Here is a 16,594-nt window from a genome sequence, read left to right as displayed (position 1 = left end):
CCCCTGAATTTCAAGAGCAGAATTATCTTGTAACATAGTCGCAGCTTCAATTTTGTGATATTTCTTAAAAAAAACTTTTCAGAAATAAAAAAAACGCTACATTTGCAAACCTTAAACGGAGCGGTATCATAGCTCAGTCGGTAGAGCAAAGGACTGAAAATCCTTGTGTCGCTGGTTCGATCCCAGCTGATACCACAAAAAGCCTTCAACGAAAGTTGAGGGCTTTCTTGCTTTTACGGCTTTCTGTTTTAATCCCTCATGCAGGAAATTTTATTAGTTCTACACCTCATCTCCTACAACTAAACCTTTTCTTTATTTTTGCGATCAACATCAAATTTTAAATGAAAAATCAAATAGTAGATCTTATTACCGGGGTTAAAAATGGTTCAATTGACTTTAAAGGAGTTATCGCGTTTATAGAACAACACTACACGCATACGCCAACAGCTTTTAAAAACGGCGAAGTATATAATGACGCCTCACAAAACCAGGGGAGCGCAAAAGTATTTTCTTTCGCCGGATTGAATAGTTTAAGTGAAGATGATACGCTCAGCCTCTTTGCCGAGCACTATGGCGCCGTATTAGATAACCCGACCGCTACGGATCATCAAAACATCAGGCAATTTATGGCACATGGATGGCAGGGAATAGTTTTTGAAGGCGAGGCCCTGGCAGCAAAATAAGCCAACGCTTCTTTACAAATCAGTTCCTAAATCACTTTCGGGCGTGCTATTTTGCCAAGGAATATTTAACTGATATATTCACTCAATAATTCCTTTTTTTGCATCAAACAATTTAGCTATTTTTCGATTGATTATACACACGTCATGTCGTAATCATTAATAAAATTGAAAAATAAGAAACACATTGCCATACTTGGCGGCGGCCCAAGTGCCCTTTTTATGTTTAAAAGGCTGGTGGAATCCAAAATTACCGGTCTTTCCATCAATATCTTTGAGAGAGGCGACAGGTTGGGATCGGGAATGCCTTACAGCAAATATGGCGCTAATGATGAACATATTACCAACGTATCGGGAAACGAAATTCCTGAGCTGGTTACATCGGTAGCCGACTGGATAAATACCGTACCTAAAGACACGCTGGACAAATTCCATCTCGACCCCTCAAAATTTAATGATTACAAGGTATTGCCCCGCTTACTTTTCGGGCAATACTTATCAGACCAGTTTGCTATGCTGCAGCAACAGGCAAAAAATGAGGGTATTGATTTTGAGGTTCATTATAATAGCACCGTAACCAATATTACCGACTTTGCCGAAAAGGAAATTGTACAAGTGGAAATAAATTACGAAAATAAGTTCGAATTTGATCAGGTGGTGGTTTGCACCGGCCACAATTGGCCCAAAAAATATGAGGGCAAGGTAAAGGGCTGGTTCGATTCTCCTTACCCGCCGGATAAGTTAGGGCTTAAGGCCAACCACGCGGTTGCCGTGAGGGGTTCATCGCTTACTGCAGTTGACGCGATCCGCACGCTGGGTAGACATAATGGTGCATTCTCAAAAAATGACAGTGGGAAAACCACCTACACCACCTATCCGGAAAGTAGCGAATTTAAGATCATCCTCCACTCGCGTAACGGCTTGTTACCCGCTGTGAGGTTTCACCTGGAAGATTCGCACTTGAGCAATAGCTCATTGTTGACCGAAGATGAGATAACCGAACATATCAAACAAAACGGCGGGTTCTTGTCGCTTGATTTTATTTTTGAGAAAGACTTTAAAGCAATCTTTGAAGATAAAGACCCTGAATTCTATGCACATATAAAAGATATGCGGATGGAAGATTTTGTCGATGAAGTGATGCAACAGCGCGAAAACGCCGACCCGTTTGAACTGATGAAGGAAGAATATGCCGAAGCCGAACGCTCTATTAAGCAACGTAAATCCGTTTATTGGAAAGAAATGTTGGGGGTACTTAGCTTTGCCATGAATTATCCGGCCAAGCACTTTTCGGCAGAGGATATGCTGCGGTTACAAAAAACATTGTTGCCGCTCATATCGGTAGTAATTGCCTACATCCCGCAAAGCTCATGCGATGAAATGCTGGCAATGCATGCTGCCGGTGCTTTAGAATTGATCAGTGTGGGAGAGGATGGCGAAGTTGAACCCGGAGAAATCGGCGGCGCTACCTACAAGTATACCGACGAAACCGGTAAACAACAGTCGGTAAAATTTGATACTTACGTCGATTCGGTTGGCCAGCCGCATCTTCCTTTTGAAGAGATACCCTACCCCGGCTTGATCGATAAAAGAACAATCACCCCTGCAAAATTAAAATTCAAGGATGCCCCCGAAGGGTTGAAAGCAATGGAAGCAGGGCAAAAGGTAACCACCGATACCAGTGGTGATTATTATCTGCAGGTATCAGGCGTGGCCATTAATGATAATTTCCAGGTAGTTGATACTTACGGCGCGCTTAACGACCGCATCTATATGATGGCTGTACCCTATATTGGTGGCTTTAACCCTGATTATTCCGGGCTTGATTTTTGCGAAGCAGCATCGGCCAGGATCATCACAAGTATGTTTGATGAAGATGTGGTGGTCAAAGAATAAAAAAATATGCACGAGATACAAACCGATACTCAACCTAAATTATACATGCTGCTATTGGGCTCTAAAGCACCAAAACGTAATGTGGAGCAGCATGACTACTTTTTTGGGATAGCCCGCAGTTTAAAAGAATTAGTACCGGATATTAAAGCCTTTTGGCCCGAAGCAGGGTCAAGTATCCATATAGATGGCTGGCGGTTAGTTACCCATATTGATGGTTATAACGTACAGGTAGTTTTAAAAGAAGATGTAACAGAACCCTCTGCCAAGAAACTATTTTTTGTAAACCTGGGCGGTTACCAGGCCAATAAACTCGAAGAGCAGCATTACACCGTCCTATCCGTACAGGACGACCGGGTTGGCGCAGTTCAAAACTCCAAAAAAACGGAATTTTTTAAATCGCAAACCATTGCCGCCGTTAAGGGTGCTAACTCGCATATCGACGAAAAATATGGCATCGATGTGGATGATATTTATAGGATCGATGATATCCTGTCGCCCGCTCAAAAAGATCGCTATCATATCCAGATAACCGCATCGCAAGGCCAGCCCGAAGATGTGATCCATTTAGGCTATTTTAAGCTGGATAAACTGCCTAACGGATAGATAAACGACCCACACTCCATGATCCGCCCAGCCAATACACTCGACGCACCTCGAATTGCTCCTTTGATACTATTAGCCATGGGCGATTTGGCCGCAAAATTTGCCAATAGCTCAGATACATCGGTGCAGTTGGCATTATTCGAACGCTTTATTGCTTTAAAGGGCAACCAGTACAGTCACCAAAACATTTTAGTTTGGGATGAGGGTACAGGTGTTAGCGGGATGATCATGGCGTATGACGGTGCCGAACTGGATAAGCTACGCCGGCCCTTTCTTCAATATACTCGCTCTAACCAGGGCTTTACAGGCCAGCCTGAGGATGAAACCCAACCCGGTGAGTTATACATCGATTGCCTTGCAGTTGACCCTACTCAACAAGGAAAAGGCATTGCCAAAAAGTTATTAAAGGACTTGATAGCAAAAGCAGCAGCATTGAAACAGCCTGCGGTTGGCCTTTTAGTGAGTAAGGGAAATGATAAAGCAAAACAGTTGTACGAGGGAATGGGCTTTAAAGTGCAGGGCGAAAAAACATTATTGGGTGGCACACACTACCACCTGCAATATAGTTTATGATGAATGGCCGATAAACCTTCCTACCTCAACTTCGACAAGGCAGCCTACCACTGGCGGCCCGACACCGACTACCGCGCCAATCCCGAAGAATACCGCGTAGGCAAGGGCGAGCAGGGCGTACTGATCTGCGAACCTTATAAAAGCGAGATAGGCCAATACTGGCGCTTTAAAACGGTAGAGATAGCTGAAAAAAGCAGCGAAAAGATTTACCGCTTATTTTTAGATTATATAGCGCAAAAAGATTTTGTAGGTGCCGATATGGCCCGTAAGTTTTTGCAGATGGGTTTTACCCGTGCCGGGCGGTACGCCAATTACAAGGGCGGTAAAAAGTATGATGCAGGTAATAATTATCAGCAACTGGACCGCGGAACAGGTGATGAAGAGAAAGCACGCGCCGCACAGGTTTTCTACAAGCTATACAAACAGGCCGAAGCACAGCCCGCATATCAAGCGATGAAAGTAGAATGGAAAAAGGCCAGGGGCTAACGGCTCCCTTCTTAACCTAATCCTTCATGTACTTGACAAGTATCAGCAACAGCAAGGCTCGATCAGCAGTGGCTTCGTCAAAGTTTTCTTTTAAGAGTTGTTTGATTTGCTTATTCTCGAACTTCCCCGCAATGAGTTGCAGTACTTTAAAAGATGCCAATTCCATACTTTCAATATTTATCATGTAAGACAAAATACTCATATCCCGGATTGCGGCATCTGAAACTTGTTTAAAAATGCAATCAAAAGACTCGTCGATAAAATTAATCAGCCCGTCACAATTTGCAAAAGATTTTTCGGCGTCCAGTAGAATATAGACCTCATCCATCCGACTTATTTGCGCCTCAACATCTGTTAATGTTTCTTCAATTGCATATTTAAGGTCAGAGAAATTTGCATCTTCGATTATCTCGGGCAGGCGATTAACTAAGTGTTCTTTAGCGCAATAGATTCTGTTTAAATGATCTATAAAGAAGATGCGGAGCTGGTCTGCCCCAAGGTTAAATTCGGGGCTTTTGTCTTTTACTAATTCCATGGTCATATATTTGAGTATCTGGCTTTTGCTGAAGTTACCCTTAATAATAGCTAACTCAGCACATTTATGGCTTTATCACCGATAATAAATTAATTAAGTCGTTATATGACATTTAGTTACTGTAAACAATTTATTCTTAAACGATAAACCCTTCATATTCAAATCACTTTAAAGAAAATTGAACTGCTGATAACTTTGTTATGCACTCCCTACACAATAACCAACATTTTTCAACGTCTTTATAGCAAATAGTTGTACCATATACCCTATGAAACACAAAATCAAATTACCCGACGGCACCGCGCAGCTTATTGAGATCACCAGCGCATACTTTAAATCGTGGCATGTTTGGAATGTTAAATTTGCCGACGGTAAAGCCGCTATGCTCTTTAAAATGGGCAGCGAATGGATGCAGCGAAACGAAGATTTTTTGGATGAACACGTTATAGCCGCTGTGGGCAACCGCATCGACAGGATCCTGTTCCGCAGACAAAACCTGTCTTTTTAATCCGCGTTACTGTTACGCCTTTACGCTGTAACTACAACTATTCCAATGATAGCTTAACGGCTGTTGTTGCATCTCATCTTGTACCTTACCGGGCAAGTTTGCCCGGTAAATACTCATCTTATAACGGTAAGCGATTAGCCGTACCCCCAAGTCATATTTTATGGAGCAATCACCAGTTATTGAATTATCAGCCAAACGATATCTCAAAAAAACCGAATGTCCATCTTGCAGCACTACCAATGTAGATAGGATCCATCGCCATGCTGTTTTAAAAACCCTGCTGTTTTGGGTGCCCTTTAAAAGGTATATGTGCTATAACTGTAATTGTAAATTTTATAAGTTTAGGTGGATGTAAAAAAAGCTATATCGAATTTATTTCTGTATGCTCACGCAGTTTTAACAAACTGCGGCTCCAATCTTCATACACCGGGAAACAAGTTCACGATTCTCCCTTGATGTTGATCTTTTTCCATAATTTTATGGAGCCATGAAAAACATTACACTTGCCGATCTTAAAGCCATCCCTACGTTGCAAACCGTGCCCGATGATCAGTTGCAATGGTTTATGGATAACGGCGAAACCATTGAGGTTGAAGAAGGTACCCGCCTCTTTGAAAAAGGCGACCCTTTAGATCGTACTTACGTGATACTGCAAGGCCGCATGCGCATCTGCGCCGAGCAAAACGGAAAATTGCGCGAGATAGTGGTGATAAAACCGCAGGCCATAACCGGTTACCTGCCCTTTAGCAGGGCGGTTAACACTTTTGGCTATGGCGAAGTGATCGAGAAGATGAGGATGTTCCGGGTTTACAAACCCCAGATACTGGAGGCCGTTAAACTACATTACGAACTCACCGAGGCCCTGGTACACACCATGACCAGCCGCATCCGCGATTTTACCTCGCAACAGCAACAGAACGAAAAAATGTTCGCGCTCGGTAAATTATCTGCAGGGCTGGCGCACGAGTTGAACAACCCGGCATCGGCCATTACCCGTGGGGCATCGTCCCTGCAGAACCAGGTAAAACGTTTGCCCCTGCTATTTAAAGATGTGGCAAGCTTGCAGATAGCCCCCGAAAAGATTGATACCATTAACGAGATCCTGATCAGCAAGACCCAGCAAACAGACCGCCCTGCCCTCACGATGATGCAGCGCGCCGATCAGGAAGACGCTCTGAACGACTGGCTGAACGACCACGGCATCAAAGACTTCGAAATTGCCGAAAACTTTATAGAGTTTGGCTTCACACCCGACGACCTGGAGCACATAAACCATTGTACGCCTATGCCGCAGCTCAATGTAGTTTTAGGGTGGATGAACAATTATCTGCTGGAAGAAAAGATGGTATCGGACATCAAGGAATCGTCCGGCCGTATATCGGAACTGGTGAGTTCTGTAAAAACCTTTACCCACATGGATAAGGATAGCAGCAAGCAACTGCTGGATATCCACTCCGGCATCCGCAACACGCTGACCATGCTCAACTATAAATTAAAAAAGGGCAACATTAAAATAGTAGAGAACTTTGACACTGGCCTGCCGCAAGTAAAGGCCCTGGCTGGCGAACTGAACCAGGTATGGACCAATATCATTGACAATGCTATCGATGCGCTGGAGGGCAGCACAGACGGTATATTGGAGATCCGCACGCAACAAGACGGCCCGTACGTTTGTGTGTACATTAAAGACAATGGCCCCGGCATCCCACAGGAATTACAGTCGCAAATTTTCGACCCGTTTTTTACCACCAAGGATATGGGCAAAGGCACCGGGCTTGGGTTGGATGTTGTTACCCGCATTATTCGCCAGCACAATGGCACGGTTAAAGTAAGCTCGATACCCGGCAGCACCGAGTTTACTGTTTGCTTCCCCCTGAATGACAACTAATTGCTAAAAAAGAACATGAGCCTACCTATCATATTTGTTATTGACGACGACCAGCAGGTACTGCGCGCCATAAGCCGCGACCTGAAAGATCATTACCGCGAAAACTACCGCATCCTGAGCACCGCATCGGCCAAAGAGGCTTTAGACAGCCTGCTCGATCTAAAAAATAAAGGCGAAGTAGTGGCTCTTTTTCTGAGTGATCAGCGCATGCCGGAGATGGAGGGCGTTGACTTTTTATGCCGCACTACAAATATCTTCCCTAACGCCAAGCGGGTTCTGCTAACGGCTTATGCCGATACGGATGCCGCCATAAAAGCCATTAATGAGGTAAAGCTGGATTATTATTTAACCAAGCCCTGGGACCCTCCCGAGGAAAAGCTGTACCCTATATTAACTGATCTCCTCGAAGACTGGCAGGGCCACTACCGCCCCGATTTTAGGGGAATAAAAGTGATAGGATATCAATACTCGCCCAAATCGCACGATATAAAAGAATTCCTTTCGGGCTACCTGGTGCCCTATTTGTGGCTGGATGCCAATACGGAAGAGGCGCAGAAACTGATTGGCTTAAATAAAATAGATAGCAAAGAATTACCTGCCATTATTTTTGCCGACGGCACACTGTTGAAAGCCCCGCCTGTAAAGGATATCGCCGAAAAGATCGGCCTGAACCATACTGTTAAAAACGAACTATACGATGTGGTGATCATTGGTGCCGGCCCGGCGGGGTTAGCGGCATCGGTTTACGGCTCATCGGAGGGTTTAAAAACTTTACTGATCGAGAAAAAAGCACCGGGTGGGCAGGCAGGCACCAGCTCGCGGATAGAGAACTACCTCGGCTTCCCGGCAGGCTTAAGCGGAGCAGACCTGACCCGCAGGGCTATCACCCAATCCAAACGCTTCGGTACAGATTTTTTATCGCCGCAGGCCGTAAAGGAAATTAAGCTGAAGGACAATTATAAAACGCTGACGATGGAAGATGGCACCGAAGTGATCGCCAGGTCTATCGTCATTACCACAGGTGTAGACTACCGCCAGTTAACTACCAAAGGGATAGATAAATTCACGGGCGCGGGCATTTACTATGGTGCCGCGATGACGGAGGCCGCTTCGTGCAAGGATAAGCACGTTTATGTAGTAGGTGGCGGTAACTCTGCAGGGCAGGCTTCCATGTACCTTTCTAAATTCGCTAAAGAGGTTTTTATCCTCATCCGTAAGGAAAGCCTGGCCGAAACTATGTCGTCCTATCTGATCGACCAGATAGACGGCGTAAATAACATCACGCTGATGCCTTGTAGCGAAATTACCGAGGCGCTGGGCGAAGCCAACCTGCATCAGCTATCTATTCAAAACCTGCAAACCAATGAGGTTAAAACAGTAAATGCCGATGCATTATATATTTTTATCGGGGCTAAACCCTATACGGATTGGTTGTGCAAAGATATCATTACCAACAACAAGGGTTTTATTGAAACCGGCCGGGATTTGAACCTGTGCCCGGATTTCGAAAAAGTTTGGAAAGCCGACCGCGACCCCTACTTACTGGAAACCAGCTGCCCCGGTATTTTTGCCGCGGGTGATGTGCGCGCCGGTGCCATGAACCGGGTAGCATCCGCCGTAGGCGAAGGCTCAATGGCCATTAGCTTTGTGCATAAGTATTTGAATGAGGTTTAATTATACAACACCTAAAGTATCGACTTACTTATCCCCATTTCCAAACCCCGCAACTCGGCCAATCCGCGTAAACGGCCGATTGCTGAGTATCCCGGATTGGTTTTCTTATGCAGATCATCCAGCATCTGATGCCCGTGATCGGGCCGCATGGGGATGTTAACGCCACGGCCCTGCATGGCCAGTACAATCTGTTTCACTACGCTGTACATATCCACGTCGCCTTCTAAGTGGTTATCCTCGTAAAAATCGCCTGATGAGTTGCGGCGGGTACTGCGCAGGTGGATAAAGTTTATCCGCTCTGCAAATTGGGCTACCATTGCTGGCAGATCGTTATCGGCCCTTACACCGAAAGAACCCGTACAGAAGCATAAACCATTATTTAATGATGGAACAGCATCTACTAACGCCTGTACATCGGCAGCGGTGCTTACTACACGGGGCAGGCCCAAAATATCATAAGGAGGGTCATCCGGGTGGATCACCATATTGATACCCAATTCATCGGCTACCGGGATTACTTCCCGTAAAAACGCGATGAGGTTGGCTCGTAGTTTAGCTGCGTCGATGCCCTTATAGGTATCTAAAGCCTGCTGGAATTGTTCAATGGTAAAGCTTTCTTCGCTGCCCGGCAAACCGGCAATGATGTTACGCTGCAGTAGTAACTTTTCCGCATCGCTCATCGCATCAAATCGGTCTTTCGCGGCGGCAACTTTGTCGGCAGTGTAATCAGCTTCGGCACCTTTGCGCTTCAGTATATAAAGGTCGAAGGCTATAAAGGCAGCCATCTCGAAAAGCAGGGCCTTTGACCCGTCTTCCATTTCGTAAGCCAGGTCGGTGCGCGTCCAGTCAAGCACGGGCATAAAATTGTACGTTACTATTTTTACACCGCATGCTGCCAGGTTGCGCAGGCTGATCTTATAATTCTCTAAATGCCGTTTAAAATCTCCGGTTTGGGTTTTGATGGATTCATTAACGGGCAGGCTTTCTACCACGTTCCACACCATACCGGCGGCGGCCACAACTTTCTGCCTTTTTTTGATCTCTTCAACTTCCCACACTTCGCCATTAGCGATATGATGTAAAGCGGATACCACACCTGTACAACCCGCCTGCCGGATATCAGCTAAACTAACCGGATCATTGGGGCCATACCAGCGCATGGTTTGGATCATACTGTAAATGGTGGGCGATGTGTTCATAAATGTTGGATAAGATCTTAAAAGTAAAACAAAAATTTAATTCAGCAGGCTTGGATCAGCTTACTTTTTAGCAGGGATTTGCCCAATCAACCATTTAGTCAGTTCAGCCGCGGCTTTATCGTTATCGAACCCGGCGGGCAGGCGGCCGTTCACATATTCGTTATATAACCAGGGGTCGCCAACGGCGAATACCGTACCCCTGCCATACCTGGTAATTACCGCTATCGCGACACCGTTCTTCGATTTCAATACGGGTTTAACATTCTTACCCGAATAGCTAATGCCGCAAACATCCTTCAGAAAAAGCTTTCGGGCAGTTTTAAAGATCGGGTTATCCCATGTGGCTATTGCTCCATCATCAAAGTGCTTATCGTCTATAACGTGGTTTTGCATATCATCCCCAAAATGGAACCCAAACTTTGCGGCCAGCTTATTAAAATGTAGCAGCTCCACATTGGCGCTATCATTAGCCATGAGCACTAATACCCCACCCTTTTTTACCCATGCGGCTATTTGTTTCACATCATTGTTTTGAATGTAATTTGGTGCCGGGCTTTCCTTTTTACTGTCGGGGTCTACAATAATGTAGATATCTGATCTGGCAAGGTTCTGAGCAGTCGACGCTTTATCTAACGTGTCGAGCCTGGCGCCTTGTTTTGTAAAAATATCTCCCCAAATAGAAAAGCCGGGGTTGGTCTTTTCATCCCACCTATAATGGAAGCGTTTTGTTTCGCCGCCTGCATTGTGTACTTCGTGGTTAAAATAGTAATCCAGCGTCACGGTTTGGGCAGATGATACTAACCCGCAAAGCAGCAACAGCAGACTATAAATAACAGGTTTATTTACCATTTAAGTTTACATTAAAATTGGCGCGAAAGGTTTACAACTGGCGTTTGATCCGCATCCGTAACAATTCAAAAATATTTAGTTTAAATGGCTTTTATGTTACCCATCTACGAAATCGTTTTCGCGGGAAATTCAACCCTGTCATGTTAAACGGAGTGAAGCATCTATTCGCATGTGCACAATCAGGAAACTCCTTCGCTATCGCTCAGGATGACAAAATAGAATTTTTGCCTTCAATCCCTTACCGATGATTTACGGATGAACAATTCTGTAGGCATTACCACTGTTTCAAACTCTGTAACCGGGTAGCGGCTTTTGATAATGCTCAACAGCATTTCGGTAGCTTTTTTACCTATTTCAAAAGCGGGTTGATGCACTGCGGTTAACGCCGGGTTAAGCAGTTCGGCTAAATTGGTATTGTTGAATCCTACAAGGCCCATCTCGGCGGGTATCTTAATTTTCGACTTGTGCAATAAGCTCAACACAGTTGTGGTAATCCTGTCCGACGCTGCAAAAATAGCATCAGGCCTAACGGGCAAAGCCAGCAATTCATCCATCGCCTCTTTTGTTTCGGCAATACTTTTGCCGCCATGGCTGCAATATTTAATGTAATTATCATCTACATTGAACCCCTTGTCGGTTAATGCCTTTTTATAACCGGCCAGCCTTTCGCGGGTAATTGAAGTATGGGCAGGGCTGGTAATATGGGCAATGTATTTAAAACCCGATTCGATGAGGTGCATGGTAGCCTCGTAGCCCCCTTTAAAATTGTCAGCAATTACTTTGTGGGTGTTGATGGTATCGCTAACGCGATCAAAAAACACAATGGGCAGGCCCTGGTTTTGCAGCTTTTGCAAATGGTCTACATTAAAGGTTTCGGTAGAGAGCGACAGCAGCATGCCATCTATTGAACGGTGAGTAAGCGCGTTGATATTGAGCAACTCCACATCGTACGACTCATGGGTTTGCGTGATGATAACGTTATAACCTTCCTCATATGCTACCGATTCGATGCCATTGATTACCTGCGAAAAAAATTGATTATCAATAGTGGGTACAACAATCCCTATCGACTTGCTTTTCCCTTTTTTTAAACTTTGTGCTATGGGGTTGGGGCGGTAATTATTTTCGCGGGCGTAATCAACAACCAGTTTTTTAGTCTTTGCACTGATCTCGTAACTATCGCTAAGTGCCTTGGATACCGTTGATGCTGAAAGATTTAGCGCCTTCGCTATGTCGCTAATGGTAATAGCATTAAAATTCATATATGCCCACCTATCTTATTTATAATTTTAAGCTATTTTTAACAGAATAAAAATACAAAAAATTAGCGGATAGTGCCTTACCTAAATCCTTTCCAAAGGAAAGCACTTCTAAAAATACAGAGTTTTCTTTAATCTTAACAATGGTCGCTCGCCCCTGGTGATGATTACTTAAGGTCTCCGATTGATAACATACGGCGGCGGGACACCGTTTAATAACGGTCACCCGGCCGGAGCCAAGCGACTGTATGGTTTCCTTTAATCTCCCTTCTTTGGAGAGAACTGGGGTGAGGCTATACCCCTCCAAAAATCGAGAACCCACCATCTACACAGATCATTGAGCCGGTTACAAATGCGGAGGCATCGCTCAGTAGCCAAACCAACGCGCCGATCAACTCGTCCGGGTGGCCAAACCGTTTAAAGGGGGTTTGTTTGATAACCAGTTCGCCGCGCTCTGTGTAGCCGCCATCAGGTTTGGTAAGCAGGTTACGGTTTTGCTCGGTAAGGAAAAAGCCGGGTGCAAGGGCATTCATGCGGATGGCATCGCCGTAGCGGTTGGCCATTTCTACGGCAAACCATTGGTTATAACAATCTACTGCGGCCTTTCCCATATTATAGCCCAAAACTTTGGTAATGGCCCGTTTAGAATTCATGGAAGATATGTTGACGATGCTACCCTTACCTGTTTTTGCAATAGCCTCGCCAAAAACCTGCGTAGGGATAATAGTACCCCAGGTGTTCAGATCCATGATCTGTTTCATACCATCGATATTCATCTTAAAAACATCCTCGTCGTTCTGCAAAACGCCTTGCGGCCCGTTGCCGCCTGCACCATTCACCAATCCGTCAATCCGACCAAAGGCGGACAGTAATTTTTCGCGCGCAGCGGTTAGTTGTTCAACATCCATTGCATCGGCAATCAGCACGATAGCTTTGCCGCCATTTTTGTTAATCGCATCTGCACGCTCTTCGGCCACCTGCCGGTTACGGCCTAATATACCTACCGCGCCGCCAGCGGCAACAATGCCGTTGATGAACGCGTTACCTAATATACCGGTGCCGCCGGTTACCACAATTACTTTTCCGGCTAATGAGAACTGATTTTCCACTTTTTATATTGTATTTTTTGTCTATTTAAGATCTTTTATCGCGATGGCGTCCATATCCGAGTAATCGAGGTTTTCGCCCGCCATTCCCCAGATAAAGCTATAGTTTGAGGTACCGCCACCCGAGTGGATGCTCCATGGTGGGGAAACGATGGCCTCATAATTATCAACGGCGATGTGTTTGGTATTGTCAGCCTCGCCCATGTAATGGAATACCTTTTGCCCCTCGGCCAGGTCGAAGTAAAAGTAGGCCTCCATACGCCTGTCATGTACATGCGGCGGCATAGTGTTCCATACGCTGCCGGGTGCCAATACGGTTAACCCAACTACCAACTGGCAGCTTTGAATCCCTTCAGCATGAATATATTTATTGATGACACGCTCATTTGCTGTCTCGCCAGACCCTGCTTTAACCTTCGCGGCTTCCGCGTTGGTCATTAATCTGGTTGAATATACGGCATGTGCCGGGCACGATAACAGGTAGAAAACAGCGGGGCTTGCGCTATCAATACTTCTAAAGCTCACCTCTTTTACACCTTTGCCTAAATACAAGCAATCCAGTTTGTTAACCGGGTAGGTTTTACCATCGGCGATAACCTCACCGTCACCGGCTACATTGATGATACCTAACTCACGGCGCTGTAAAAAGAAATCGGCACGCAGGTTAGTGTAATTCTCCAGCGGGATAGTTTTTTCCACCGGGTTCACCGCCCCCACGATCATGCGGTCGTAATGCGTATAAACGCAGTTTAACTCGTCGGTTTTAACCAATCCGTTTAACAGGAAACGCTCGCGCACCAGGTCGGTTTGGTAATTCTTAAAATCCTCGGGATGGACGCTGTGGAGTATTTTCAATGTTTTACTGTAAAAGTGGACAAATATTCAAGCAACAATTTTACAAACATCGCTTATAAATACAGACGCCGCAACCGCATAATTCCACGGCAATCTGTTATTTTAACGTCAGCTTTGCAGAAACCAGATATTGTTTTTAATTGGTCAACCCGATAAAAATATTCTCGAGCGTTTTATCTCCGTTTTTACTCCGCAGGCCCTGCAGCGTATCATTAGCCGCAATTTTTCCTTTGTTGATGATGATCACCCTATCGCAAACAGCCTCAACCTCCTGCATGATGTGGGTGCTCAGCACAATGGTTTTGGTTTTACCCAAATCAACAATTAACTGGCGGATGCCGATCAATTGGTTAGGATCCAAACCGGAGGTAGGCTCGTCCAGTATTAATACCTGCGGGTTGTGCAAAATGGCCTGCGCCAGCCCCACCCTTTGGCGGTAACCTTTAGATAACTGGCCGATGCGCTTATGCTGCTCGGGGCCGAGGCCGGTTTGTTCTATCACTTCAGCAATGCGTTGGGTAGGTTGTTGCATTTTATGGATGTCGGCAACAAAGGCAAGCGCTTCCTTTACATACATATCAGCATACAGCGGGTTATTCTCCGGCAGGTAGCCAATATTGCGCTTAACTTCTAACGGCTGTTTGCTGATATCAAACCCACATACTGAGGCTGTACCTTCTGTTTGGGGGATAAAGCAGGTAAGCATTTTCATGGTGGTACTTTTACCCGCGCCGTTTGGGCCTAAAAATCCAAGCACACCAGGCCCGGCCTCAAAACTGATGCTATCAACAGCTTTTTGCTCGCCATAAATTTTTGTTAATGCCTGTACCGAGATGCTCATGGCGGTAAAAGTAAAGAATTTCGGATTTCGAATGTTCAATTTCGGATTTTTTTGATTCAGTTAATCAAACCTCTCGAAATTTCATTTGCGTTGTAAGTTAAATTCGAAATTGAAAATCCGAAATCCGAAATCAAAAAAATATATCTTTGCCGTCATTATGAGCAAATCGACGGACGAACTTTTTAAGAATGTAATATCGCACTGTAAAGAATATGGTTTTGTTTTCCAGTCAAGCGAGATCTATGACGGCCTCAGCGCTGTTTATGATTACGGCCAAAACGGCTCGGAATTGAAGAACAACATTAAAACTTACTGGTGGAAGGCAATGGTGCAAATGCACGATAACATTGTGGGTATAGATTCTGCCATATTTATGCATCCTACCATCTGGAAGGCAAGCGGCCACGTTGACGGCTTTAGCGACCCGATGATAGATAACAAGGACAGTAACAAACGCTATCGTGCAGACCAGCTGCTGGAAGATAAAATTGCCAAATTAGACGAAGAAGGCAAAACCAGCGAAGCCGAAGAGTTGCAGATAGAGATGGATAACGCCCTTAAAGCGGAAGACCTGCCCCGCCTGCGCGAACTGATCATCGAACAAAATGTTAAATGCCCGATTAGCGGCACAGCCAACTGGACAGATGTGCGCCAGTTTAACCTGATGTTCAGTACTCAGGTTGGCGCCATTGCCGATGAGTCTGAAACAATCTATCTGCGCCCGGAAACCGCACAGGGTATTTTTGTAAACTACCTTAACGTTCAAAAATCGGGCAGGATGAAGATCCCGTTTGGGATAGCGCAAATTGGCAAGGCGTTCCGTAACGAGGTGATTGCCCGCCAGTTCATTATCCGGATGCGCGAATTTGAGCAGATGGAGATGCAATACTTTGTACGCCCCGGCACACAAAAGGAATGGTTTGAGCAATGGAAAGCCGCCCGTTTAAAATGGCACCTGGCCTTAGGAACCGATGCTGCTAAATACCGCTACCACGAGCATACTAAATTGGCTCACTATGCGGATGCCGCCTACGATATCGAATTCGATTTCCCTTTTGGGTTTAAAGAGGTAGAAGGTATTCACAGCCGTACAGATTTTGACTTGAGCCAGCACGAGAAATTCTCGCGTAAGAAAATGCAGTATTTCGAACCGGAAACTGACGAAACCACCGGCAAGCCTTTTGGTAACTATATCCCTTACGTGATCGAAACATCTATAGGGTTAGACAGAATGTTCCTGCTGACAATGATCAACGCTTACGAGGAAGAAGACCTGAGCACCGAAGAACGCCAGGACAGCCGTACGGTGTTACGCCTGCACCCTTGCCTGGCCCCGGTTAAGGCCGCTATTTTCCCGCTGACCAAAAAAGACGGCCTGCCCGAGAAAGCCCGCGAGATAATGGACAAACTTAAGCTTGACTTTAACATTCAATATGAAGAGAAGGATGCTATTGGTAAACGTTACCGCCGCCAGGATGCCATTGGTACGCCATTCTGTATCACAGTAGATCATCAAACACTGGAAGATAACACGGTAACCATCCGCCACCGTGATAGTATGCTGCAGGAGCGCGTTGCTGCCGACGATCTGGAAAAGATCATTGGCGGGTTAGTGAGCTGGAAGAATTTGTTAGGATAAAAA

At 45.4% G+C, this 16,594-nt stretch carries 16 protein-coding genes and 1 tRNA gene; 10 read left to right on the top strand and 7 right to left on the bottom strand.

The genetic code is table 11. The features are described from left to right. Positions 1 to 122: 122 nt before the first annotated feature. From IDJ76_RS08990 to IDJ76_RS08965, 6 genes are all read left to right on the top strand, one after another. Positions 123 to 195 (top strand) — tRNA-Phe (locus IDJ76_RS08990). A 146-nt stretch (positions 196 to 341) separates the two neighbouring features. Further along, positions 342 to 683, top strand: coding sequence for a HopJ type III effector protein (locus IDJ76_RS08985; RefSeq protein WP_191162944.1), 342 nt, complete (start codon positions 342 to 344; stop codon positions 681 to 683). A 165-nt stretch (positions 684 to 848) separates the two neighbouring features. Next, positions 849 to 2,576 carry an FAD/NAD(P)-binding protein gene (locus IDJ76_RS08980; protein WP_191162942.1) on the top strand — a complete coding sequence of 576 codons (1,728 nt, stop codon included), beginning with the start codon at positions 849 to 851 and terminating at the stop codon, positions 2,574 to 2,576. 6 nt (positions 2,577 to 2,582) lie between these two features. Further along, positions 2,583 to 3,179, top strand: a complete 597-nt coding sequence (locus tag IDJ76_RS08975; RefSeq protein ID WP_191162940.1) for a DUF1543 domain-containing protein — start codon at positions 2,583 to 2,585, stop codon at positions 3,177 to 3,179. An 18-nt stretch (positions 3,180 to 3,197) separates the two neighbouring features. Next, positions 3,198 to 3,752 carry a GNAT family N-acetyltransferase gene (locus IDJ76_RS08970; protein WP_191162938.1) on the top strand — a complete coding sequence of 185 codons (555 nt, stop codon included), beginning with the start codon at positions 3,198 to 3,200 and terminating at the stop codon, positions 3,750 to 3,752. A 3-nt stretch (positions 3,753 to 3,755) separates the two neighbouring features. Beyond that, complete coding sequence (locus tag IDJ76_RS08965) at positions 3,756 to 4,238, top strand: DUF4385 domain-containing protein (RefSeq protein ID WP_191162936.1); 483 nt, start codon at positions 3,756 to 3,758, stop codon at positions 4,236 to 4,238. 16 nt (positions 4,239 to 4,254) lie between these two features. Here the strand turns inward: IDJ76_RS08965 and IDJ76_RS08960 are convergent, their stop codons facing one another. Next, the gene (locus IDJ76_RS08960; RefSeq protein WP_224746260.1) at positions 4,255 to 4,773 is read right to left on the bottom strand and encodes a DUF892 family protein; all 519 of its coding nucleotides are present in this window, start codon (positions 4,771 to 4,773) and stop codon (positions 4,255 to 4,257) included. Between the two features lie 268 nt (positions 4,774 to 5,041). Between IDJ76_RS08960 and IDJ76_RS08955 the strand changes: the two genes are divergently transcribed. The 3 genes from IDJ76_RS08955 (at position 5,042) to IDJ76_RS08945 (ending at position 8,843) form a co-directional block, all read left to right on the top strand. After that, positions 5,042 to 5,281 (top strand): hypothetical protein, encoded by a 240-nt coding sequence (locus IDJ76_RS08955; protein ID WP_191162932.1) that lies wholly within the window; start codon positions 5,042 to 5,044, stop codon positions 5,279 to 5,281. A gap of 487 nt (positions 5,282 to 5,768) precedes the next feature. Beyond that, the gene (locus tag IDJ76_RS08950; protein WP_191162930.1) at positions 5,769 to 7,169 is read left to right on the top strand and encodes an ATP-binding protein; all 1,401 of its coding nucleotides are present in this window, start codon (positions 5,769 to 5,771) and stop codon (positions 7,167 to 7,169) included. Positions 7,170 to 7,184: 15 nt separating this feature from the next. Continuing rightward, a complete protein-coding gene (locus IDJ76_RS08945) occupies positions 7,185 to 8,843 on the top strand; it encodes an FAD-dependent oxidoreductase (RefSeq protein WP_191162928.1) in 1,659 nt (552 codons plus the stop codon). Between the two features lie 11 nt (positions 8,844 to 8,854). Here the strand turns inward: IDJ76_RS08945 and uxuA are convergent, their stop codons facing one another. The 6 genes from uxuA to IDJ76_RS08915 form a co-directional block, all read right to left on the bottom strand. Then, positions 8,855 to 10,042, bottom strand: a complete 1,188-nt coding sequence (uxuA, locus tag IDJ76_RS08940) for a mannonate dehydratase (protein WP_224746259.1) — start codon at positions 10,040 to 10,042, stop codon at positions 8,855 to 8,857. Positions 10,043 to 10,102: 60 nt separating this feature from the next. Continuing rightward, a complete protein-coding gene (locus tag IDJ76_RS08935; protein WP_191162925.1) occupies positions 10,103 to 10,891 on the bottom strand; it encodes a DUF4350 domain-containing protein in 789 nt (262 codons plus the stop codon). A gap of 230 nt (positions 10,892 to 11,121) precedes the next feature. After that, positions 11,122 to 12,153: a LacI family DNA-binding transcriptional regulator gene (locus IDJ76_RS08930; RefSeq protein WP_191162923.1), complete on the bottom strand. Its 1,032-nt coding sequence runs from the start codon at positions 12,151 to 12,153 to the stop codon at positions 11,122 to 11,124. Between the two features lie 290 nt (positions 12,154 to 12,443). After that, on the bottom strand, positions 12,444 to 13,259 hold the full coding sequence (locus IDJ76_RS08925) for an SDR family oxidoreductase (RefSeq protein WP_191162920.1): 816 nt from the start codon (positions 13,257 to 13,259) through the stop codon (positions 12,444 to 12,446). Between the two features lie 21 nt (positions 13,260 to 13,280). Next, the gene (kduI, locus tag IDJ76_RS08920) at positions 13,281 to 14,111 is read right to left on the bottom strand and encodes a 5-dehydro-4-deoxy-D-glucuronate isomerase (protein ID WP_191162918.1); all 831 of its coding nucleotides are present in this window, start codon (positions 14,109 to 14,111) and stop codon (positions 13,281 to 13,283) included. Positions 14,112 to 14,247: 136 nt separating this feature from the next. Then, positions 14,248 to 14,952, bottom strand: coding sequence for an ATP-binding cassette domain-containing protein (locus tag IDJ76_RS08915; protein ID WP_191162916.1), 705 nt, complete (start codon positions 14,950 to 14,952; stop codon positions 14,248 to 14,250). Between the two features lie 157 nt (positions 14,953 to 15,109). Between IDJ76_RS08915 and IDJ76_RS08910 the strand changes: the two genes are divergently transcribed. Continuing rightward, entirely contained in the window at positions 15,110 to 16,591 is a 1,482-nt protein-coding gene (locus tag IDJ76_RS08910) for a glycine--tRNA ligase (protein ID WP_191162914.1), read from the top strand. Positions 16,592 to 16,594: the final 3 nt, after the last annotated feature.

Origin of the sequence: Mucilaginibacter glaciei (genome assembly GCF_014773245.1) — a bacterium.
GTDB lineage: Bacteria > Bacteroidota > Bacteroidia > Sphingobacteriales > Sphingobacteriaceae > Mucilaginibacter > Mucilaginibacter glaciei.
This window is presented reverse-complemented; position numbering and strand designations above follow the sequence as displayed.